18 protein-coding genes and 1 riboswitch are annotated in these 23523 nt (G+C 46.9%); of the genes, 14 read left to right on the top strand and 4 right to left on the bottom strand.

Features of this window, described 5'->3' with window-relative positions:
• Positions 1–63 precede the first annotated feature (63 nt).
• Positions 64–1107 (bottom strand): ABC transporter substrate-binding protein, encoded by a 1044-nt coding sequence (locus tag MUG84_RS09645; protein ID WP_244724376.1) that lies wholly within the window; start codon positions 1105–1107, stop codon positions 64–66.
• A 175-nt stretch (positions 1108–1282) separates the two neighbouring features.
• A riboswitch (TPP riboswitch) is annotated at positions 1283–1394 on the bottom strand.
• 166 nt (positions 1395–1560) lie between these two features.
• On the opposite strand from MUG84_RS09645, the gene MUG84_RS09640 reads away from it, so the two are divergent.
• The 4 genes from MUG84_RS09640 to MUG84_RS09625 are packed head-to-tail and all read left to right on the top strand — an operon-like array spanning position 1561 to position 6400.
• Positions 1561–2655: a GerAB/ArcD/ProY family transporter gene (locus MUG84_RS09640; RefSeq protein WP_244724373.1), complete on the top strand. Its 1095-nt coding sequence runs from the start codon at positions 1561–1563 to the stop codon at positions 2653–2655.
• Positions 2652–4091 (top strand): spore germination protein, encoded by a 1440-nt coding sequence (locus tag MUG84_RS09635; RefSeq protein ID WP_244724371.1) that lies wholly within the window; start codon positions 2652–2654, stop codon positions 4089–4091. Before MUG84_RS09640 ends, MUG84_RS09635 begins: the two co-directional genes overlap by 4 nt.
• Before the next feature lie 2 nt (positions 4092–4093).
• Positions 4094–5233, top strand: a complete 1140-nt coding sequence (locus tag MUG84_RS09630; RefSeq protein WP_244724367.1) for a Ger(x)C family spore germination protein — start codon at positions 4094–4096, stop codon at positions 5231–5233.
• A gap of 36 nt (positions 5234–5269) precedes the next feature.
• On the top strand, positions 5270–6400 hold the full coding sequence (locus MUG84_RS09625; RefSeq protein WP_244724364.1) for a Ger(x)C family spore germination protein: 1131 nt from the start codon (positions 5270–5272) through the stop codon (positions 6398–6400).
• A gap of 80 nt (positions 6401–6480) precedes the next feature.
• Here the strand turns inward: MUG84_RS09625 and MUG84_RS09620 are convergent, their stop codons facing one another.
• Positions 6481–7719: an MFS transporter gene (locus MUG84_RS09620; RefSeq protein ID WP_244724361.1), complete on the bottom strand. Its 1239-nt coding sequence runs from the start codon at positions 7717–7719 to the stop codon at positions 6481–6483.
• Positions 7720–7902: 183 nt separating this feature from the next.
• On the opposite strand from MUG84_RS09620, the gene MUG84_RS09615 reads away from it, so the two are divergent.
• Complete coding sequence (locus MUG84_RS09615) at positions 7903–8322, top strand: pyridoxamine 5'-phosphate oxidase family protein (RefSeq protein ID WP_244724358.1); 420 nt, start codon at positions 7903–7905, stop codon at positions 8320–8322.
• A 118-nt stretch (positions 8323–8440) separates the two neighbouring features.
• Here MUG84_RS09615 and MUG84_RS09610 read toward each other — a convergent pair whose 3' ends face one another.
• Entirely contained in the window at positions 8441–9244 is an 804-nt protein-coding gene (locus tag MUG84_RS09610) for a glycerophosphodiester phosphodiesterase (protein WP_244724355.1), read from the bottom strand.
• A 16-nt stretch (positions 9245–9260) separates the two neighbouring features.
• Entirely contained in the window at positions 9261–11093 is a 1833-nt protein-coding gene (locus tag MUG84_RS09605) for a right-handed parallel beta-helix repeat-containing protein (protein ID WP_244724353.1), read from the bottom strand.
• A gap of 413 nt (positions 11094–11506) precedes the next feature.
• Here MUG84_RS09605 and MUG84_RS09600 point away from each other — a divergent pair, with 413 nt between their 5' ends.
• From MUG84_RS09600 to MUG84_RS09560, 9 genes are all read left to right on the top strand, one after another.
• On the top strand, positions 11507–13153 hold the full coding sequence (locus MUG84_RS09600; protein WP_244724339.1) for a cache domain-containing sensor histidine kinase: 1647 nt from the start codon (positions 11507–11509) through the stop codon (positions 13151–13153).
• A complete protein-coding gene (locus tag MUG84_RS09595; RefSeq protein ID WP_244724336.1) occupies positions 13128–14204 on the top strand; it encodes a response regulator transcription factor in 1077 nt (358 codons plus the stop codon). Before MUG84_RS09600 ends, MUG84_RS09595 begins: the two co-directional genes overlap by 26 nt.
• Positions 14205–14351: 147 nt before the next feature.
• Positions 14352–15929, top strand: coding sequence for an extracellular solute-binding protein (locus MUG84_RS09590; RefSeq protein ID WP_244724935.1), 1578 nt, complete (start codon positions 14352–14354; stop codon positions 15927–15929).
• A gap of 84 nt (positions 15930–16013) precedes the next feature.
• Positions 16014–16913, top strand: coding sequence for an ABC transporter permease (locus tag MUG84_RS09585; protein WP_244724334.1), 900 nt, complete (start codon positions 16014–16016; stop codon positions 16911–16913).
• An 18-nt stretch (positions 16914–16931) separates the two neighbouring features.
• A complete protein-coding gene (locus MUG84_RS09580; RefSeq protein ID WP_244724331.1) occupies positions 16932–17807 on the top strand; it encodes a carbohydrate ABC transporter permease in 876 nt (291 codons plus the stop codon).
• A gap of 90 nt (positions 17808–17897) precedes the next feature.
• Complete coding sequence (locus tag MUG84_RS09575; RefSeq protein WP_244724328.1) at positions 17898–18701, top strand: sugar phosphate isomerase/epimerase family protein; 804 nt, start codon at positions 17898–17900, stop codon at positions 18699–18701.
• A 151-nt stretch (positions 18702–18852) separates the two neighbouring features.
• On the top strand, positions 18853–19614 hold the full coding sequence (locus MUG84_RS09570) for a DeoR/GlpR family DNA-binding transcription regulator (RefSeq protein WP_244724326.1): 762 nt from the start codon (positions 18853–18855) through the stop codon (positions 19612–19614).
• Between the two features lie 83 nt (positions 19615–19697).
• On the top strand, positions 19698–20792 hold the full coding sequence (locus MUG84_RS09565; protein WP_244724313.1) for a zinc-binding dehydrogenase: 1095 nt from the start codon (positions 19698–19700) through the stop codon (positions 20790–20792).
• A gap of 353 nt (positions 20793–21145) precedes the next feature.
• Complete coding sequence (locus MUG84_RS09560; protein ID WP_244724308.1) at positions 21146–23413, top strand: bifunctional 2',3'-cyclic-nucleotide 2'-phosphodiesterase/3'-nucleotidase; 2268 nt, start codon at positions 21146–21148, stop codon at positions 23411–23413.
• Positions 23414–23523 lie beyond the last annotated feature (110 nt).

The following is a 23523-nucleotide window of genomic DNA, read 5'->3' as shown; positions in this document are numbered from 1 at the left end:
GTCACTGGAGCGGGATTACAGCACATAGAAGTCTGCCACTTATTTTTCATATTAAGCCTTGGCTTAAGGCAAAAAGTCATTGGTATAAGCGCTGCTGACATCCAGCGGCTTATCGAGCAGCTTATGCTCATACATCCAATCGGAATATCCCTTCCATACTTCTTCCTTCTGCTCGCCCCAGCGCGGTGCATCGTCCTGATATCTCGGGCTGAGCCACTTCTGGCTGGCCATAACGAGATCCTTGTCGAGCTCAGGCACAGCTTTAATCAAGATGTTGGCGGCATCCTCCGGATGCTGAATTGCGAATTGATAGCCTTTGGAAGTCGCACGCATAAAAGATTTGACGAGCTCCGGATCTTCCTTGATCTGCTTCTCATTCGTAACCAGAACCGGCGTGTAATAATCCAGCTTGTCGGAGAAGTCCTTCACATACAGCATATCGAGCGGCTGTTTGCGCAGCTCTGCTTCAATGCCGGTCCACCCGTAGAAAATCCAGGCAAAGTCGATATCGCGCTTCACGGCCGTAAAATAATCCGCTTCACCCATGTTGACGAATTTAACCTTGTTCACATCCGCCTTGTCGTTCTCCATGATGGAGCCGATGATAGCCTTCTCTACAGGAGAGCCCCAGCCGCCGTAGGTTTTGCCTTCAAAATCCTTCGGCGTTTTGATGTTCCGGTCCACCGGAGCGGCGAAGCCGGATGTGTTATGCTGGATGATTGCCGCAATGGATACCAAAGGTACGCCTTGGGTACGCGCTTGGGTCACGTTCTCCTGAACGCTGACCCCAAATGGTACTTTGCCCGATGCGACCATGGCATCTGCACCACCGGAGCCTGGCTGCACGATTTCAACATTGAGGCCTTCCGCCGCATAATAGCCCTTTTCTTTGGCTACGTACAATCCTGTATGGTTTGTATTCGGCGTCCAGTCGAGGACGACCTGTACATCCCTCAACTTCTTGGAGTCATTCCCGTTTCCAGCCGAGGATGCTTCACCGGATGATTTGCTCCCACCTGTGGTTTGGGCGTTTTTGCTGCCGCATCCTGTAGTAGCCAGCACGAGCAGGAAGGCCAGCAGAAATAGCCCGAATTTCTTTGTCTTCATAACTTTTCTTACCCCTTTCCAATTTTCCCCTTCACTTTCAGAATCGTTTTGTCCATATCTGAGAGATGAATAACATCGAATCCTGTCCGCATGCTTCTTTCGAGTGATTCTAGTATTCAACAAAAAAAGCGCCCCGTATTCGGGACGCTTAGGGCGCAAGAAGGGCATGGCAATACACCATGACGATGCTTTTTCCTACGCTGGCATTACCCAGATCAGGTTTGAGGGTCAGTATCTTGAAGGGATACAATCTCAGCCGGCCGATTCCAGCACCCCGGATTCTTATGTAGTTACAGGTATTTCATGTGTATTATAGTCGGATCTTTGGAAGAATTCAATCCATTTCTGTTCTCTCTCGTCTGATCCGATCATCTCTTCGCTTAAAACGGAAGTATAAATACTCTCAAAAATGCCATTATAAGGTTAGAACATCGACCCGGTTTATTTAGGAGGATGAGGAAAATAAAGGCGAAAATTTCATTTATCCAAACCGTTATGATCATGATGCTCAGTACAGGTCTATTGAATCATGTCATCATTATTCCTACAATACTGGACGTGGCAGACCGGGATGCCTGGATGTCCGTGCTGCTGGCAACTGCATGCGCGCTGGTCTGGATTGTTATTCTCCACTTCGGTATTACCAAAATGAATAAACAGCATCTGTTTGAGCTGCTGTCGAAAGCTTACCATCCCATTGTGGGCCGCTTTCTTGCAGTTTTAACGAGTATATACCTGTTGGTCACATGCGCGCTTACAACCAGAGACTCCGTATACTGGATTCATCTCACCTTCTCTCCGGAGACGCCTATTGTGGTATTAAGCTCCACATTCCTTTTGATCTCCGTAATAAGTGCATACCTTGGGATTCATTCCATCGCCAATACTGCAGGGATTCTACTTCCCGTTGTTGTTGTTTTGGGCTTTTTTATCATGCTGTCAAACACGCCTCATAAGGACTATTCCTTATTAAAGCCGATGCTTGAGCATGGGATGCAGCCGGCTTGGAACGGGGTGGTGTACGTCGGCGCCGGTTTTGTTGAAGTCATCATGCTTTTCTTCTTGCAGCACCATATTAGCTCACGCCTGTCGTATCTATCTTTTATGATCCTCATTCTTCTCCTTCTGGGTCTCACCATAGGTCCACTTATGGGTGCCATTGTTGAATTTGGTGTGGATGAGGCCCAAAAACTGAGGTACCCTGCGCATGAGGAATGGAGACTGCTAACGATTGGACGATATATTGAACATATGGATTTTTTTAGCGTATACCAATGGTTCAGCGGTGCGTTTCTGCGAACATCCCTGACCCTGTTTTTGATTCTGGATATATTCCAGATTCAGAGCAAAAAGGGAAAGGTGTGGGTGCTTGGCTCTATCTTTTTGATCATTATCGTGTTCAGTTCCATTCCATTCAGCGATCAATTTTTTCTGAAATTAATATCTGCCTATGTGCTTCCCTATTCTCTGTGGGGAGTGCTGATTTTTTCAGTGATTATTGTAGGGCTGATTCTATTGGCTCACCGAAAGGGGAAGGCGGCATCATGAAGGAGCAGCAGAAGAAGGAATCCCAAACGTTCGAGGATGCAATTAATCGGCTATTTGGTTCGAGCTCGGATATAGAGAAAAGGACCATCTCTTTGTCGAATTCGGATTATACCGTACAGCTGATTTACTGTCAGGGGCTATGTGATGCAAAAAAAGTGGAGCAAAACTTCATCCCCGCATTAAAAAATATTCCGGAAGATATTTTCCTGTCGGACAAAATGGATCTGCAGCAAAAGGTTCCGTTTCACATGAATCCCCTTCAAGGGGCCGATACGGAAGCTTCGATGAGAGACACCGTACTGGAAGGGGATCTTCTTCTTATATTTTCGCCTTCTAATCAACTCTACTTCGTGGACTTGGCCGATCCGCCCAAACGGCAGCCGGAGGAACCGAATACGGAGGTGTCCACAAGGGGGCCTAGAGACGGCTTTACGGAAGAATCGTTTACCAATATTGCTCTGATCCGGAAAAGACTCAAGACCGATATGCTAGCGGTTGAAGAGTTCACGTTCGGATCCCTAACAGCCACTAAGGTTCATCTCTTGTACCTTAAGGACACCATCAAGCCTCAGGTTCTGAGTGAGATCCAAACCAGAATGTCCTCCATACAGTTCCAGGGACTCGTAAGCAGTACACAGCTGGAGGAGAGTTTGACCGGCTTTTCGGCTTTGCCGCTCATGTCCTATACGGGAAGGCCGGATTATGCCGTAAATTCGCTGCTTCATGGCAAATTCGTGCTTATCGTAGAAGGTTCACCTACGGTAATTATGGCACCGGTGACCTTTAATTTTCTGCTCAACACGGCGGAAGATGCGCACCTGATGAATGTCTTTGTGGGTTTTACGAGGATGTTAAGGGTGACTGGTGTACTTCTTTCCCTTTTTTTGCCTGGATTTTGGATTGCGCTGACGACGTTTAATCAGGACCAAGTCCCTTTTACGCTGCTTGCAACCTTGGTGAATTCGAGACAGGGGGTACCGCTTCCGGCTCCTCTGGAGGCGGCTGTGATGCTGATCCTGTTTGAGATTTTCCGTGAAGCAGGGATGAGATTGCCTTCCGCATTCGGCCAGACCTTATCGGTAGTGGGAGGCTTGATCATTGGACAAGCGGCTATAAGCGCAGGGATTGCAGCACCGGGTACGATTGTTGTCATTGCAATTTCAGTACTTGCGACCTTTACGCTGGTGAATCAGTCCTTGGTCAGCGTCGTCAGCTTGTTCCGAATTGCCATCCTCTTAATCTGCGGAATTTTAGGGTTATATGGTGCGATCATCAGTCTGATGGCGCTGGTTCTCTATATGGTCAATTTGCGTTCTTTCGGAACCTACTATTTATCCCCTTTGTCTCCTCCGAATTTCAAGGATCTGTATAAAGTTCTTTTTAGAATGCCGTGGGGCAAGAAGGGACCTATTGACAATTCGAAAAATAAAGGATGAGGATGATGAAGAAAATTATCCGATGCATTCTTGCCGTTATACTGCTCTCCACACTGCTTACAGGCTGTTGGGGAGCAAGGGAAATTGAGCATATGGTCTATGTAAATACACTCGGAGTCGATTATGTAAAAGACAAAGTCGTGATTTATATCCAAATGGTTAACTTCAGCGGCATTGCCAAGAGAGAGTCAGGTCAGATAACACAGAAAACGGCAATTGGAAAAGCGGAGGGGGATTCGTTTGATACCGCGATCTTTAATCTGTACACTTCAAGCCCGCAAAGGGTTGTCTGGAGCCATATAAAAACGATTGTGTTTAGTGAAGCAGCCCTGAGAAGTGATGTGATCAGGCAGGTTCTGGATGAGTGGGACCGATATTATGAATTTCGTTATACCATCTGGATGATGGCGACCAAGGAACCGATGGAAGATGTGCTTAATACGCTTTCGATCAGCGATTTATCGGTGATTTACTCGCAGCTCAACAGCCCTTTGCGGGAGTATGAACAAAATTCAATCATTGCTCCAATGTACATGTATAAGTTCATATGGAAATGGAAAGAGAAGGGCGCAACGCTTCTTCTGCCTTATATTGACATCAGGTCGGGCTGGACCGAAGAAAGAAAGCCTAATCCCAACATTAGCGTTTCCGGAGTGTGCTTTTTGGATAATCAGAAATTTCAGAGCTGCCTGAAAAGCAAAGATATTCTAGGGCTTCGCTGGTTGGAAAAAAAGACGAAAAGAACACCTTTGATGATCAGGGAAGACAATAAAGTGAAAGCTGTCATGGTGATGACCAAAATTAAATCATCCATCAAACCGAAGCTGAAACATGGCAAGCCGGTCTTCGACATTAAAGTCTCCATGCAGGCAACGACTACGGAGTTGAGTACAAGTTTTAATAAGAAAAAGCTTGAGCTGCAAGCGGCAAATGAAATTGAAAAGCAGCTCATGAAGACGTACCTGAAGGGGTTGGAAGAAGATATTGATGTATATGAGCTGTCCCGCGTATTTTATCGCAGCAAGCCCAAGGAATGGCACAAGCTGAGCGCCAAAGGAAAACTTCCGCTGGATCCAAGCAGTATCGAAAAGATTGACATCAAAGTTAATCTGAACAGCGGGGGCATCGCCAAGATGAGATAAGCCCAGCGATTCGGAAAATAAAGGATGGGAATGATCATGAAAATGATCCGATGCATTCTTGCCGTTATACTGCTCTCCACACTGCTTACAGGCTGCTGGGGGGCAAGGGAAACTGAGCATATGGTCTATGTGAATACACTAGGAGTCGATTATGTAAACGACAAAGTCGTTGTTTATATCCAAATGGTTAACTTTAGCGGCATTGCCAAGAGAGAGTCGGGTCAGGTAACACAGAAAACGTCCATTGGAAGAGCGGAGGGGGATTCGTTTGCTACCGCGGTCTTTAATCTGTACACTTCAAGCCCGCAAAGGATTGTCTGGAGCCATATAAAAACGATCGTGTTTAGTGAGTCAGCCCTGAGGAGTGACGTGATCAAGCAGGTTTTGGATGTGTGGATCCGATATTATGAATTTCGTTATACCATCTGGATGATGGCGACCAAGGAACCGATGGAAGATGTGCTTAATACGCTTTCGATCAGCGATTTATCGGCGATTTACTCGCAGCTGAACAGTCCTTTACGAGAGTATGAACAAAATTCAATCATTGCTCCGATGTACCTGTATAAATTCATATGGAAATGGAAAGAGAAAGGCGCAACGCTTCTTCTTCCTTATATTGAAATTAGGTCGGGCTGGACCGAAGAAAGAAAGCCTAATCCCAACATTAGCGTGTCCGGAGTATGCTTTTTGGATAATCAGCAATTTCATAGCTGCCTGAAGAGCAAAGAAGTTTTAGGGCTTCGCTGGTTGGAAAAAAAGACGAAAAGAACGCCTTTGGCGATCAGGGATGACAAAGCGAAGGCTTTAATGGTGATGACCAAAATTAAATCATCCATCAAGCCGAAGCTGAAACATGGCAAGCCGGTCTTCGACATTAAAGTCTCCATGCAGGCAACGACTACAAATATGAGTACAAGTTTTTACAAGAAAAAGCTTGAGCAGCAAGCGACAAAAGAAATTGAAAAGCAGCTCATGAAGACTTACCTGAAGGGGCTAGAGAAAGATATTGATGTATATGAGCTGTCCCGCGTATTTTATAGCAGCATGCCGAAGGAATGGCACAAGCTGAGCGCCAAAGGAAAACTTCCGCTGGATCCAAGCAGTATCGAAAAAATTGACATCAAAGTTAATCTGAACAGCGGAGGCATCGCCAAAATGAGATAAGATATCTTGAGAAAAACGTCTATAATCTAAGAAAAGCGTCCCGGTATCGGAACCGGAACGCTAAGCAGAGGATCTGACCCTTAAGAGCCGCTTTGTACTGCTTGCCGTTGCTGCTCTCGGTATAAGTGCTGTTTGCGCTGAATCTGGAATGCGGCAAAGCTTAAGATAACCATGAACAGCGTAAATAGAGCCAGCAGCCAGGCCGTTTGGTTTACCTTCAAATGATCCATGCTCCAGCCAATGCACAGTGGAAGCAGTGCACCGCCCACCCCACCAGAAGCAATCAGAATGCTTGGTGTGGATTCTTCGCTTCCGACAAGCATTTTGCTTGCAAAGACAAGCGCAATCGAGAAAATGCCGGACATGAACAACCCAAGAAGCAGAATAACGGCAAAGGCAGACCAGACGCTGGTAGTAAAAGGGAAAACCGCGAACAGGACAAGCGTAATGACGCAGCTGAAAAGGACATATACGCGGTAATGAATGCGTTCTGCGATGGTGCCCGCGAAAATCCGTCCAATAGACATGGCGGTCCAGAAGCAGGTGACGCTGAGCGCCGCTCCGGCTTCCTTCATACCGATCTTCTCAATGAGCATGGCAGGCATGAAATTGGCCAAGCTCATTTCGGTTCCGACATAAATGAAGAAGAACAGTATGAACATCAGAAGAATCCATAGGGACTTGCCCTGATAGGGAAAAGGTTTTTTGGACAAGGCAGCGTCGGAGCCTAAGCCGCTAATGCTTGCGGTTTTCTTGACGCCGAGCTCGGCATCGACGGCTTCACCGAAGGAGCTTTTGGACCAGAACAATAGGGCAGCCAGGGCAACCAGGGAAATGACGAGAAAGGAAAAACGCCACCAGCCCTGTGCGATCATCCCACTGGCAATCAGCGGCATCACCATGGCTCCAACACCAAAGAAAACTTCCAGACGGCTCATGGCGACAGCCGTTTTTTCTTTAATAGCGGCAATAATGATCGTTCCGATCACCGCTTCGATCATCCCAAAGCCAAAGCCGGCGCATACGGCAACGGGGTATAACCATTCCCACGGAGGCAGCAGAACGTATGCGAGCTCGGCTACGCAAAGCATAGATATGGCGATGAGCAGACCGCCTCTTTTGCCGAACCGTTTATTCAGTAAAGGGGAGATCAGCACTCCAGCCAAAAATCCGGCAAATTGGGTGAAAATGAGCGTTCCGCCTTCACTGTATTCACGGCCGTAATGCTCCAGAAGCACCGGAAGTACCGAGCCAAGCACAACATGGGCCAGGCCGATCAAGAAGTAGGATAGGCATCCTATCCATATTAACCGTTTCATGATGAACTCCTTTTATCGATAGAAATTTGATTTTTTTGATTCTCACCTTTCATCATACCAAGTCATTTCCCTGGCGTATATCTCTTCATGAAAAATTTCCCTGGACGATTCATCAAAATTGGGGAAGGGTACACTACATATACATGCGTCAATTCACTTACAACAGGATAGGAGAATGATAGGATGGAAGCGAAGATTATCATGGAACAGAATCTTGCCAAAATCATGGATCGCAATGAATTCTGCTCTTTTGCCACGATTGAGGGGAATAGACCCAAACAGCGTTATATGAGGCTCTATAATCAGGGGCTTAGCATACATTTGGTCACAGACCGCAGAACCCATAAGGTAGAGGAGCTTAAAGAGAACCCGCATGTGTCCCTGCTGCTGGGATACGAGAAGGGCGGCACCGAGGACGCCGTGGAAATCGAAGGCACCTGCAGCATTTCGGATGACGATGAACTCCGCGAGCACTTCTGGAAGCCGGAATTCGAGCAGATGTTTTCGGGCCCGAAGGATCCGAATTATGTCATTCTCAAAGTCAAGCCCGTACGGATTGAGTGCTCATCAAGCAGCGGGGAAAAGCACGAGTGGGTGGAGTAAACCAGGTACTCGGTATTCTTTTAGGAAAATATAGCAGGGCTCGTGCGAACCGCACGAGCCCTGCAGCTTACTACAACTCAGCATTGCAATCCTGACTGCTTAAGTATCTATGCCATCATTACTTCGAATGATTCCAGCTGTTCAATCCTTCGAGGAACAGAGCAGGCTCGTCGGTTGCATACCAGCGGATACCGAGATCCAGCAGCTGATGCAAAGAGGAGGCGTCGAATGAGAATGGGAACAGCTCCAGATCTATTCCGCTTCGCTCGGTAAGGGCTAACGCCTCAGTCAGAAACGCAGGCTCCAGGTCAAAGCTCCAATCCTCATTCCCCTCAGCAATCTTCAGATGAAACTGTACCTGATCAAGTCCTTCGAAGCCGGTAGAAGCGGCTAAGCGGAACTTCTCCATCCGCTGCTCTGCGTTTCCGCCGATCCACAGCATGCTTCGTACCTCTCTTGCAATCTCTTTCATCTGTCGGCAATTGTCCTGAATATAATGGGTAAAGATGACTTGCCGATTCACTTCATACTGATCGATGAGTCGGCCAAGGTCGGATAAATTGACTTCCTTCAGATCGAGATACATCATTCGTTCCGGGCGGCCTTTCATTTCCTGAAAAACCTCTTCCAGTGAGGGAATGCACTCCCCTTGAAACGCTTCGTTGAATTTTATCCCAGCATCCCATAGCCTTGTCTCGGCAAATGTAAATTCAGATATCAGCTGATTCTTGACCTCGTCAGGAGCTGTTGTCGTTCGGGCAGGTGTCTCATCATGCAAGCAGACGATTACTCCATCGTTCGTCGTTCGAATATCCGCCTCCGGAATTCCACCAAGCTCCCATGCATAACGGTTGGCTGACATCGTATTATCCGGACGTTCATATGCGCCGCCGCCCCGATGGGCTTGCCAGTAGATGTTCAATGATAGTTCCCCCTCATTAGACCATATCTGCGTAGGATGTATTCGGATTCACGGACAGATCGTGCAGGTTACCGCTTATAGCGTCGCAGCGCAGATCGTTCTGCAGCCGCGTCAATGCTGTAACGGTGCTAGCCGTGTTGAGTCCATAGCGCAGCTTCTTCTTGCCGGCTTCTGTCCGCACGACATTACCGATCACTCGAACGTTCGAGCTTGTACCCGATACATATATCCCGTCGTAGGAGTTATCAGACGATTGCCCGGCGTTCGTGATGGAATTGCCGTCCGCGATCACTCCCTTGGAATTGTTGACCTGGATACCGTTAAACGCTACGTCGCGAATCAGATTGTCTGTGATGATAACATCGTTGCAGTCTGTCAGATAAATACCGTTCTTGGTTGCTCCTTCAAAAATATTGCCGGTAACAATCGTACGATTGCTGTGCAGGCTGATCGCCTGACCGCCGGAATTCTTGAATATGTTGTTCGCGATAACAACCTTTTCTCCGTTGCCTTCTGGGAATCCCTCTACATAGATTGCATTGGTAGTACCCGTATCAAAGATATTATGCTCTACAATAATCGTACTGGCAGGCTGTACCGGATGGAATACGCCGTCATCGTCCTTGGAGGATGCTGAATTGGCCGCTGGGGTAGAGATAAATATGCCGCCGCCCACCTGTATCATATGGTTGCCCGCAATAACAGAGTTAGTCCACTTGAAGGGGCGGATCGCCCAGTAGGTGGAATTCTCCATCACATTGTCGCGGACAATGATATGGTCAAAATAAGCGTCTGGGTAAGCCCCATGCGCACCAACCCCACATGGCCAAGGTACAGTCCCTGGCGTTCCGCTCGGTCCGAAGTAGCACTGCTGCACCGTAACATGATGTGTCGGGGTATGGTCAGCAGCTTGACCAACGAACCCCGCCTTGATCGCGGGCTCCAGTTGAATGGCTTCGGCGTAATACTGTGTGGTGAACATGTAGCCGACGAACTTGCATCGGTCGATCAAGACGCGTCTCACACCTGTCAGTTCAGCGCCGTGACCGCTCTGGGTGTCCTTGATCGTCAGCTTCCGCAATGTGATGTTCTCCGCGTGAGCGAGGGCGATGCCGTTGCATACTCTCGTGTACTGAACAGCATTGCAGTCGAGCACACCACCCTCAATTGTGATGTTACCGTTACCTTCGTATCCGTAGAATAAGTCCGTTGTTCTATAGTTTCGGATGACATTGCCGTCATGACATCGAAGCAGAACGGTGCCTTCATCCATCTGGATATACGTATTCTTGAATATGTAGAGCTCTCTCGACAGACGATAGGTGCCATTCGGAATGATCACCCGGACATTCGGCCAGCGATTCGCTTCATTCAGCGCAGCTTGAATGGCGTCAGTATCATCAGCAAGGTTGTCTCCCTTAGCTCCATACCAGGCTGCGTTAACCGTATGATTCTCTATTACCCGCTTAAAACGAGTTCCCGACTGATGGACAAGCACAGTTCCAACATTGTCTGCAGTAACTGTATCGGACAAATCGATTAGAAACATTCCCTCTTGTCCAGGATCTGTGACATAATATCCGAAGGAGGGATTGACTTGCGAATGCAGCCGCAATTCGTTAATCGTCGTCGTAATGCAGTACGATAAATTCATTAAATCAATAGGCTTCACAGATTGCTCCCCGTAGGTAGCATCTGTCACACTTGGTTCCTGTGCGCTGACGATACCGGTATTAGCTGTCATCCATGCTGCGGCTCCTGCCATTCCGATGCCGGCGAGCAGCTTTCTTCGGCTGATCTTGCGTTCGGATGTGGGTTCTTGCTGAGGGGATTCGAATTCTTGGCTCATTTTCTCTTACCTCCCTGACATATGTTCATTACTGTTCGTATTTCACTCGATTATGCTCGTTTTTGCAATTAAAATGTATGGCCCGATATCAGATTTGTCAAGATCTAACTTGAAAATAATGTTTTCCATGAATGAGATTTACTTATTGACATTAACCTTTTCAGTCGACTACGCTAGGAATAAAGAGAAAAAATGAGCATAAATAAACAATAGTGAATTCATTCAACCAAAGCCGTTTGCCCAAATACAGCAGCTATTCATGAATAAATAATCGTACATGTGATGGAGCCCATCACATGTATTTGTTGCTCAAGTTATAGTAAACGTTTTCATTTTGTAAAAACTATGTAAAGGCTATGTAAAGGACTCTATTGACTCTGTTACCGATAAGGAACGTGAAAGGAGAGACTTCTATGAAACGGCTAGGCCAGCCCTTATCGATTAAGAAGAAATTGCTATTATCTTTCCTCATACTGTTTTGCGCTCCCTTACTATGCTTCTGTCTGATCTGGTACGCCAAGTCTGCTCAAACGATAGAAAAGAATGTCATTTACTATAACGAGCAGATCATCGAGCGGGTAAGCACGCAGCTGGATGAATATTTCACCAGTATAAAGGCTGATTCCCAATCACTTCCAGGGCATCCGCTTGTGCAGCAATTCATCAAGGCTGACCCTAAGAACACATACGAAATGTACATTTTAAAAGGCCGCATCTCTAAGGAGCTGGTACCGAATCTGCGAAAGGACATTTACAGCTTTAATCTGATCTCTAATAAAGGCGCTTATTATGGGGAGTTGAAAGCAGTACCCGGGGTGGAGTCAGATACAAACTTCAAGATACATGGGATATCCGAATGGAATGGAGTCCCTGTCATCACGGTGTCCCGAAAGGTATTTGATAATGAAACCTACCAACCTGCTGGTACGATCGTCATGTCACTATCCCTCCAACAGATGCTGAAGATAGCGGACATGAAGCCATATGGAGAGAACGGCTCAATCCTGATCGTGAATGAAGCGGGGCAAATCATCTATCATACGGATCGCAAGCAATGGGGGAAGCCTCTTCCGGAGAGCTGGTCTAGGAAAATGGACTCCGCTAACGGACATTTTACAGTTAAGAGTGATGAAGGAGCGAAGAATGTGCTCTATCATGTGTCACCCGTCACCGGCTTCAAGATCATATCTGAAACCTCTCGATCCGAAATGCTTGGCGGTCTATTCCAGCTTCAGCTTTTAACGCTTCTGATTGGCTCGCTAATATTGATATTGGCGTTTCTATTGTTCTATCGAATGTTCAGAGAGATTAAGAAACTGCTCGAGGAGGTTCATACGACAAAAATGCGTGAAAAGGAACTGGAGCTGAGAAACAGAGAGGCGCTTGTGTCCGCGATGCAATCACAGATCAATCCTCATTTCCTATACAACACGTTAGAAATAATCAACTCGTATGCGATCATGTCCAATATCATGCCGATCAGCAAGATGACGGTGAATCTATCGAATATGTTCCGTTATAGCATTAGCAATCCGGATCAGGTGGTCAGTCTCCGAATGGAGCTTACGTATATTCAGCATTTCATCGAGATTCAAGAAGAACGTTTTGATGACTTGGTATTCGAAATGGATATTGAAGAAGAGATGCTCGATAAGGTTTATCTATTCCGCTTGATTATACAACCTCTAGTGGAAAATGTGTTCAAGCATGCTTACGAAGAGCATGGCTTGCCTCCTGGAAGGATTATGATTACGGGATCTGCCCAAACGGATTATTACTCGATCTATATCAGGGATGAAGGGCGCGGGATGCCCGAGGATACGATGAATCAGTACAATCAGGCATTTACGAAGATATCGAGCGACCGGATGCTGAGAGTTGGCTACACCCCATTTCCATCGATCGGCTTGTGGAATGTGCATACTAGGCTGCGTTTAGCATTCGGTCACCCGTATGGTCTTGAGATTTCCCGTTCAGGGGAACAAGGCACTGAGATTCAATTGAAGCTGCCTTATCTGAGAGGAGTGGTTAACGATGTACACCGTACTGATTGCGGATGATGAACGCATGGTTAGAATGAACCTAAGAACGATGATCGAAAGAGACTCGGAGGGGTTCCGTGTAGTCAGTGAGGCGAAGGACGGGGAACAGGCGCTGCAGCAATGTATTGAACACGAGCCTGATCTCGTGATTACGGACATACGTATGCCTGGAATCGAAGGTCTTGAGCTGATACGCCGCCTGTCAGAACATCGTCTTAACCCGGAGTATCTTATCATATCAGGACATAGTGACTTTCAATATGCTCAGAGTGCACTTCGTTACGGAGTGGCCGATTACATGCTGAAGCCGATCGATCCAAGCTACTTTCTATCAGCAATGTCAAATATCAACACCAAGATCCATTCCAAGTCGCTAAAACGCCAATCGAGCAAGGAATGGATCTGGGCTTGGAAGGTGCATGCTGAACAAACGGCTAAAGCGCTATGGCATCTGAATTACACTTCGCTTGAGACTGAACTGGAATGGACCCGGAGCACGATCGGCAGCAATGACTCCAAGGTAAAACCCGAAATGGTGGAGAGGCTGGAATATTTCTTAATCGTTATGGAAGGCGCCCTTCAAGAGCTCAATTCAAATGGGCTTCCCCTGCCCAAAGTACAGGTTCCCGAGAACGCGGCAACTGCTAGAGAACTCTTTGATTCCTTCAACAATGGCTTACTCGATCTAATCGAATACATTCGGTCATCACGCAATTGGTGGGGATATAACCGGCTGTTGAAGGGAGTTCAAGAATATATCGAGCAAAACTACATCGACAGTGAGCTCTCTCTCAAGGATACTGCAGAGCATTTTGAGCTGTCTCCGAACTATTTCGGCAATCTGTTCAAGAAAGAAGCGGGCATGTCGTTTAATCAGTATCTAACCCAGCTGCGTATGGAGAAAGCGAAGGAATATCTGCTGGACCCGATGACGAGGCTCTATGAAGTAGGGGAAGAGGTCGGCTATAAGGACTATGCTTATTTCTCCAAATCTTTCAAGAAGCATACCGGATTCTCCCCATCGGAGTATCGAAAATATGAAAATATTGAAGATTATGAATCGGTGTGAATATATACAAAATTTCGTTGATAATTGCATGTATCGTTGAAAGCTCCTTTCCTATAATGAAATCGAGCAGTAACTAATAAATAAGAATGATACTGAATCGGAGGGATTGGAGTGAAAGGAAGAAATAGGAGGATTTGGTCCTTGTCGGTGATTAGCTTGTTGCTAGCAAGCACCACTGTACTGACGGCATGCTCCTCAGAAAAAGCAGGAGAGAACAAGAACGCAGCATCTGGGGAAGCGCAAACGCAAGCGCAAGCGCAAGAGAATAAGGACATTTCAATTCTGCTATCGCATAACAATTCAGGGTTTGCTTCCAAAGCTCCAGAAGAGAAAAAGGTTAAGTATTATGAAGAACTGAGCAAGGAATCCGGATACAATGTCAACTACGAGTTTTTGGGAGCTGGTGAGGACTTCAGACAGCAGCTATCACTTCGCTTCGCTTCAGGTGATCTGGCTGACCTTGTTCGTACGGATAGCATTAATTCGGATGTGCATCAGGGCGCGGTGGATCAAGGCATCTTCTTGGAACTTGGACCACTCATCGACAAGTACGGTCCTAATCTGAAGAAGAAGATTCCAGAGGTTGCCTGGAATAGTCCTAAGGTGAACAAAGATGGGAAGATATACGGCATACCGGTTCTTAGCGGGGCACCTGCTGACCGGATCATGTTCTATCGTCAAGATATGCTTGATCAGCTTCATATGGAAGTACCAAAGACGCTCGATGATTTCCTGAAGTTTGCCGAAGCGGTTAAGGTGGAGGACGTGAATGGTGACGGAGATCCGAATAACGAGTGGGCACTGTCGTTAACGGACGCTATGGGCTGGAGAGATGTGTTTACGGGATCGTTCGGTGTGAGACCAGGCACATGGCATGTACACAACGGGAAGCTCGAGCCGGACATTATCCAACCGGAGATGAAGGAAGCTATCGCATTCTATAAGAAGCTCTATGATAACGGTTATATCGAGAAGGATTTCATCACCAAGAAGCAGGGCGACAGCGGGACGGATATCAGCAAAGGCTTGGTAGCCTCTTGGGGAGCAGCAACATACCAATTTCCAGCAGTAAACGCTCAAGAGTACCCAAATCAGCCGAATGCGAAAATAACGATGGCGGTTCCTCCGAAAGGACCACGCGGGGAAAACTATTTGCAGATTACGAATGATCAGATCTACTATGTCTGGACGATTCCTGCAACGACGAAGAATCCGGAGGAGATTATCAAGTTCTTGGATTGGGCTTGGGGCAGTCCAGAAGCGGATAAGTTCTTCGCTTACGGAATCAAAGACTACAACTACACAGAGAACAATGGTCAGCTTCAATTCGATCCGCTCGGTCCGAACAACTCTGAGCTGAATGAGAAGGAATTCTTCCAGCTCTCGATGAATGTGCGGGAGAACGGCTTGAACAATCCGCTAGCACTTAAAGTGCTGCCGGACAGCGATGTCATTTTAAAGGGATATGAAGATTCGAAAACAACAATGCTACCAAATGAAGACGCCATGTATATGCCGAATCTCAAAGCATTGGATGGACGTCCAGAGCTGACTCCTGGCTTCGTATCCGGCAGTCTGTTCTATGATACGTTTGTGAAACTTGTGGTTGGCAAGGAAGATCTGGATAAGGGATTTGATGCATTCGTCCAAGATTGGAAGCAACGTGGAGGAGACGCAGCGATTCAAGAGGCGACGGATTGGTATAACAGCACCAACAAGAAATAAGCCTGACTCAGGCTGTATGAAAGGGCCTCTCCAACTATACAGTTAGAGGCCCTTTTTCACCTATTAAGAAAGGAGGCTTTCTTCTTGTTCCGTAAATTCAAATCCGTTGACTCTTGGGTACTTCTGTTAATCGCCTTGCCGGGTCTCGCTTTCTTTCTTGTTTTTAAGTACATTCCGATAGCGGGCAACGTGATTGCCTTTCAGGATTACAATATGTTCAAGGGAGTACTTCACAGCGAATGGGCTGGATTCAAGCATTTCGAGTTTATGTTTACTCATCCTGAATTCATGATCATATTTAAAAATTCGCTAAAACTTGGTCTGTATTCGATCATATTCGGGTTCCCTGCGCCGCTGCTGCTAGCCCTGCTGCTGAATGAGATCAGGCTCAGATGGTTTATGCGTACGACCCAGACCTTATTATATCTGCCTCACTTTCTGTCATGGGTTATCGTCGGAGGCATATTTACTGAGCTGCTTTCGCTTAACGGCCCTCTAAATCAGATCATTACGAATTACGGCGGAGAGGCGGTATCATTCCTAACGGAGCCGAAGTATTTCATGGGCATCATTACAAGCCTTGGGATATGGAAAGAGGTCGGCTGGTCGATGATCATCTATCTCGCAGCGATGACCAGCATCAATCCTAATCTGTATGAAGCAGCTATGATGGATGGCGCCGGACGATTCAAAATGGCTTGGCATATCACACTGCCATCACTGATGCCAACGATAGTCGTTCTCATGCTGCTGAGGATCGGGCATCTGCTAGATGCTAACGTCGAGCAGGTACTGTTCTTCCTGAATCCATTAGTGAGAGAAGTTGGGGAAGTATTTGACACCTATGTATACCGTGTCGGCTTGATGGGCGGTCAATACAGCTATACGACAGCGATCGGCATGTTCAAGGCGGTTATCGGAATCATTCTTGTCGTCAGTCTGAACAAGATCAGCCGCAAGACAACAGGAGAAAGCATCTATTAGGATGAGGAGGCTCGTGAAATGAACGTCAGTCGTTCAGACAAGATATTTCAATGGATCAATGGGACCTTCTTCATCCTGCTATGCTTTACGATGATCGCTCCTATTATTCATCTGATGGCGGTTTCGGTTAGCGATCCAGTCTATGCGAACAATAAGATGGTCATGCTGTGGCCTAAGGGATTCCAATTAGACGTGTATAAGTCGCTGTTCGCGATGAAGGATATGTGGAGATCCATGGGCGTCAGCGTGTATATCACTATAATGGGCACAGTGCTGTGCCTGATTCTGACTTCGACTCTGGCTTTTGCAATTACTCGTCCCATGATGCCGGGGCGCAAATTAATCACGAAGCTTATCTTGTTTACGTTCATCTTTCCAGTACCGCTCATTCCAAGCTATCTGGTAATCAAGTCGCTTGGCATGATCGACTCGCTCTGGGCGCTGATCATACCGGGAGCCTTGGGCGCTTACAATGTATTTATTATGAAAACATTCTTTCAGGGCATTCCTTCTGAACTCGTGGACGCGATGAAGATCGATGGCAGCGGTGAGTTTGGGGTGTATACCCGATTAGTGCTGCCGCTGTCGCTACCGGCGCTGGCTACCATTGCACTGTTTCACTCCGTCGGGACATGGAACTCCTACTTCGGAGCGCTTATGTACATCCGCTCAGCGGATCTGTACCCGCTGCAGCTAAAGCTTAGGAACATGGTGGCAACTAGCAGCGCCGACTCCGGGATAGATGCAGTAGCTGTCAGTTCAGGTATTCTGCAGAGCCCTGAAACGATCAAGGCTGCAACCATATTGTTTTCAACGATACCGATTCTGCTCATATATCCTTTCTTGCAGAAATATTTTGTGAAAGGTGCCATGCTTGGATCTTTGAAAGAATAAGATGCGGATGAGGCATCGTGAGATGAACCAAGCAGTGCAAGTAATATATAAGAAATCTGATCTTACTATTAAATGAAAGAAGGAGATCACATGGCTGTATTTATTAACATGCTGCCTTATATGAACCGTATTGATGACTGTCAAGAGCTGCTGGAGCGCTGGTCCGGAGGTCTGGAAATATCGATGGACGGTCCGAACTGGCTCGAGCCTCTGAATTGGAGCTCAGAATTTAAGAGATTCGAAGGACACCCGGGTCCGTTAAGCGTGCATTCTCCGATATGGGAGCTGAATCTGGCTTCTGCTCGGTTTGAAGTCATTCGTAATTATTCATACGAGGTTTACAAAGAATGCTTGGCATGGTCCGCCCATATCGGTGCGGAGCAGATGGTGCTTCATCCAAGCTTGTATTCAACACCTCTCTTCCTTCGGAAGGAATCTCAGTACTGGTCGAAAGAGAACTTGAAGCGGTTGGGTGATGAAGCTCAGAGACTAGGCATTGATCTGGCGGTAGAGAACGTCGGATTCGGAGATACGGCTTTATTTGATGAAGAAGAGTTTGTACAGCTGTTCGATGAGATCCCGACGATTACTGCGTTAATCGATGTTGGCCATTCGTTCATTAACGGTTGGGATACGCCGAAGGTGCTTAAGAGCTTGGGGCATCGGCTGAGCGCGGTGCATCTGCATGATAACGATGGCACCCTCGATCTCCATCAACCAATCGGCGAAGGGAAGATCGAGTGGGAGCCAATCTGGCAAGCATTAGGTGGTATGAAGCATTCCTTCCGCTCTATTCTCGAGTATCAGTTTGATACGCCAGTTGATAAAGTGCTAGAGCATGCCGCTCTTGCCCAGCGAAAGCTGCCTAGGCATACTACCGAGCAATCTGTCTAAATATTAATTATTGAAATTAGTGGAAATAAGTGTTAGAATCCCCGAAACGAGCGAATATGCACGGAGATGAACTATTTATTGCAAAAGTAAGCTGTAGCTGTACTTCATAAATAATTCATCGCCGGCTTCAAGTTAAAGGGGAGTGTCTACATTGTTGCCCGCAGAAAGAAAACTGAGAATTATCGACTATGTCAGGCAACAGCGATCCGCATCTGTGGCAGTGCTCGCACAGGAATTCGCTGTACATGAAGCGACAATACGCAGAGATCTGGCAGAGATTGAGCAGGAAGGGCTGCTCAAGCGAACTCATGGAGGAGTCATCGTGGAGAATCTCACCAACAGAGAGCTTTCATTCAATGAACGGACGAATGTCCAGCTGGAGCAGAAGATGAGGATTGGCAAGATGGCTGCCAGCTTGGTTGAAGATGGAGATCATATTATTATCGATTCCGGTACTACTACACTGCATATCGCAAGGAATCTCGTACATCGCTCGAATCTGACCGTCGTAACAAACGATATTAATATAGCGGCTGAACTGAGGGATGCACCGGGCGTGAAGGTGATGGTAACCGGAGGGGAACTATATCCTTCAAGCTATATGCTGAACGGGATGTTCACGGATAATGTTCTCCGCTCGCTGAATGTATCCAAGGCTTTCATTGGAACGCCGGCGATTCATCCGACACACGGCCTAATGCATCCTGAGGCAGAGCTTGTCCCTGCCAAGCAGGGCATGATCGCTTCAGCACAGGAAGTCATTGTCGTGGCAGACGACTCCAAGATCGGTAAGCTGTCCTTGCATAAGGTAGCGCCAAACAGCAGCATCAACACGTTGATAACCGGAATCGAAGTGCCTGATTATGAGATAAAGTCATTTCAGGATCAGGGCTTAAATGTTATTAAGGTCTAACGTACGATGAATCCTTCGCGGCTGCACACCGCAGTCGTGAAGGTCATGTATGAATGTCGTGAATATGGAGGTATTTATATTTAATGGGTCCCACAACGACAGGAACCGTAAGCTCGCGAACACTGCGCTTGATTCAGCCCCACGTAGTTGAAGAACAATGGATCGAAAGAACGATACCGAGCGGCTTTGTCGTCGTAGAGCCGAAGCTGGCAAGCATATGCCATGCAGATTTGCGGTATTATGGAGGACTAAGGAAGCCGGAGGTGCTGTCTCGGAAGCTGCCGCTGGCCTTGCTGCATGAAGGCATTGGGGTCGTGATCGAAGGGAAACAGGCAGCGCTGACTGAAGGACAGAGGGCAGCGATCGTACCGTATATTCCTGGCTATATACTTCTGGACATAGCGCCAGAACAGTGCTGTCCGGCATGTCGAGGCGAGATAGCCGATAATTACTGCAGTAACAGTAGATTTCTGGGCAGCAGCATGGATGGGATCGCTCAACACAGATTGGTGCTTCCGGAGCAGTGCGTTATAGCGATCCCTGATGGAATACCCGATGAGATTGCCGTCCTTGCCGAGCTGTGTAGTGTATCGTATCGTGCGATGAGAAAGGTAAAAGAGTTCCTGCCTAATTCAAGAGTTGCTGTGTTTGGCGATGGGCCGGTCGGTTATATAACCGCCGCAATGCTTCATCATGCATACGGAATAGAACGCGAACGACTGACCGTATTCGGAGCAGATCGGGCGAAGCTGGATTACTTTACGTTTGCTAACACTGAGATGGTGCAAAGTTATGATTTCTCCTCAGGGGGTTCAGCAGATATCGTTGTAGAGTGTACGGGAGGTAAGTTTAGCGAGAGTGCAATTAATCAAGGGATTGATTTGTTGAAACCAGGCGGTCACTTGATCGCGATGGGAGTTAGTGAGGAACGTGTTCCTATTAATACACGGGATGTGCTGGAGAAAGGGATCACGATCTATGGCAGCAGCCGCAGCTCAGACCTTGATTTCAGAGAAGTGTTGAAGGTTATGGCGGAGCAGGATTGTCAGGCAACACTCAGGCGTCTGCTTCCGGATACGTATACTGTGGTGAGCCAGGCAGACGACTTCGCTGGCGCAATGGAATCTGCTCTGGCCCACAGAAGCTGGCATAAAACAATTCTCGACTTTCACTGGTGACACAGTGATAGTCTCAGAGGAATTGTAACATAGAATTGACTCGGGTAGGTAATCCTGTACCCAAATGATATAGATATGACGAAACATCAAGCCGTACGGACCTGAGTGCTCATCAATGCACGGATCGGCATTCCTTTGGGCCAAAATCTCTATGTAAAATCTTGTATAATGCCAGAGACAGGGTCTCGGGCATTATTTTTTTTCGAATGGATGTATTTGTCTTTATTTTGGCTATCATTGGATATAAACTACTACTTGGACCAACAAAAATTTAACCGCTGGTTATTTTAGAGAATGACTACATAGGTCCGTGCAATTGTACTTATCAGGTACATATTTTTAGGAGGGGTAATATGTCGAAGTCCCGTAAAAAAGTAGTAAAAAGCATTACCGCAGCCGCCGTTGCCATCAACGTCCTGGCACTTCCGTTCATGGCTTATGCCGATGGAAGCACACCCGATTCCAAGGTAAAGCTCCGTTTGATGGAAACATCCGATTTGCATGTCAACATGGTCAACTATGACTACTATGCAGACAAGCCTACGGATCAGTACGGATTAGCCAAAACAGCCTCACTGATCAACGCAGCGCGCAAAGAATCCAAAAACAGCCTGCTGTTTGATAACGGCGATCTCCTTCAAGGCAATCCCCTTGGAGATTATGTGGCTAAAGTGAATCCGCTGAAGCCAGGTCAAACACATCCTGTTTACAAAGCTATGGACTTGATGAGTTATGACGCAGGCGGCGTAGGAAACCATGAATTCAACTACGGGCTCGATTTTCTGAATTTGGCTGAAAAGGGAGCAAACTTCCCGATCGTGAACGCCAACATTTACAAATACGACGGGGATAAAGATGACAGCAATGATGTGAACTATTTTACCCCTTATACCATCCTGAACAAGAAAGTGATTGACGAGAACGGCAAAGAGCAAACCGTTAAGGTTGGCGTTATTGCTTTTGCTCCTCCTCAAATCATGCAGTGGGATAGTGCCAATCTGGAAGGCAAGGTTATCGCCAAAGATATGGTTCAAACCGCTAAAAAATTCGTTCCGCAGATGAAGAAAGAAGGAGCCGACATTATCGTTGCGATTCCACACTCCGGTTTTGAGGACATTCCGCAAACCGAACTGATGGAAAACTCCGTTCTGTACCTGAGCCAGGTTGAAGGCATCGACGCGATCATGTTCGGGCATGCCCATAAAACGTTCCCTAGCGCCGAGTTCAAAGGCAAAAAAGGCGTTGACCTCGAAAAGGGAACCATCAATGGCGTGCCATCCGTAGAGCCTGGATATTGGGGTGACCACCTCGGTATTATCGACCTGGATCTCGAAAAAGTCGACGGTAAATGGAAAGTGACCGACTCCAAAACCGAAACCCGCGCCGTTTATGACGTTGCAAATAAAAAACCGCTTGTTGATGCCGATCAAAAGATCGTTGATGCTGTTAAAACAGAGCATGACGCAACCATCGAGTATGTTCGCGGTCCTGTTGGCAAAACGACTGCGCCAATCAATAGCTATTTCGCACTTGAACAAGACGATCCATCCATCCAAATCGTAACGAATGCACAAAAATGGTATGTCGAGAAGAACCTGAAAGGCACGGAATACGAGAAGCTTCCAGTTCTTTCTGCAGGCGCTCCATTTAAGGCCGGCGGACGTAATGGTGCATCCTACTATACCAATATTCCAGCAGGAACGATCGCAATCAAAAACGTATCTGACCTTTACGTATATCCAAATACCGTGCATGCGGTCGTCGTAACAGGTGAAGAAGTGAAGAACTGGCTCGAATGGTCCGCAGGACAATTCAACCAGATCGATCCTTCCAAAACAACGGAACAGCCGCTCATCAATAATGATTTCCCGACTTACAACTATGATGTTATTGATGGTGTGACTTACCAAATCGACGTAACGCAGCCTAACAAATATGACCTTAAAGGCGACATGGTGAATGCCAATGCGAACCGCATCAAAAACCTGCAGTACAACGGCAAGCCAATTGATCTGAAACAAAAATTTGTTGTGGCAACCAACAACTACCGTGCTTCGTCGTCCAAGCTGGCGAATCCGGATGGCAAACGAATCATTATGGCTGCTCCAGACGAAAATCGTCAGGTCATTATCGATTACATCCGCGAGAATGGAACTATTAACCCATCCGCGGACAACAACTGGTCATTTGCACCGGTTGACCAAAAGTTGAATGTCACATTTACTTCTTCTCCAGATGCCAAGGACCTGGTAGCTAAGAGCAATAACATGAAGTATGTTGGAGACGGTGAAAACGGCTTTGCCAAATACAGCTTGGATCTGTCTGTCAAAGCTGCGGATTCTTCGAAGGAGACTACAACACCGCCTACTAAGCCGGAGAAACCAACAAAGCCTACAGATTCTAAGCCTTCGGAGCCTGCAACGAAGCCGGAATCTAAACCATCAACCAAACCTGAACCTTCAAAACCGTCCACCAGTGGCAAGGTTTATGTCATTAAGAAAGGTGACAACCTATACCGAATCGGACTTCAGTTTGGTGTGGAGTGGGAAAAAATAGCAAAGGCTAACGGGATCAAAAATGTGCACGCCCTGAAAATCGGACAACAAATTGTGATTCCTTAAGTCTATTGCAACATATGTTATAGCCAAAGAAACAAGCCGACGGTTAAGGTAGACCGTCGGCTTGTTTTTATGAAAAATATTCCTTTATTTCAACAAAACCTCACACACAA

The sequence above is a fragment of the Paenibacillus mangrovi genome (assembly GCF_022898935.1).
Lineage (GTDB): Bacteria > Bacillota > Bacilli > Paenibacillales > Paenibacillaceae > Paenibacillus_AQ > Paenibacillus_AQ mangrovi.
The sequence above is the reverse complement of the archived record's forward strand: the minus strand, read 5'-3'. Positions and strand labels throughout refer to the sequence as shown.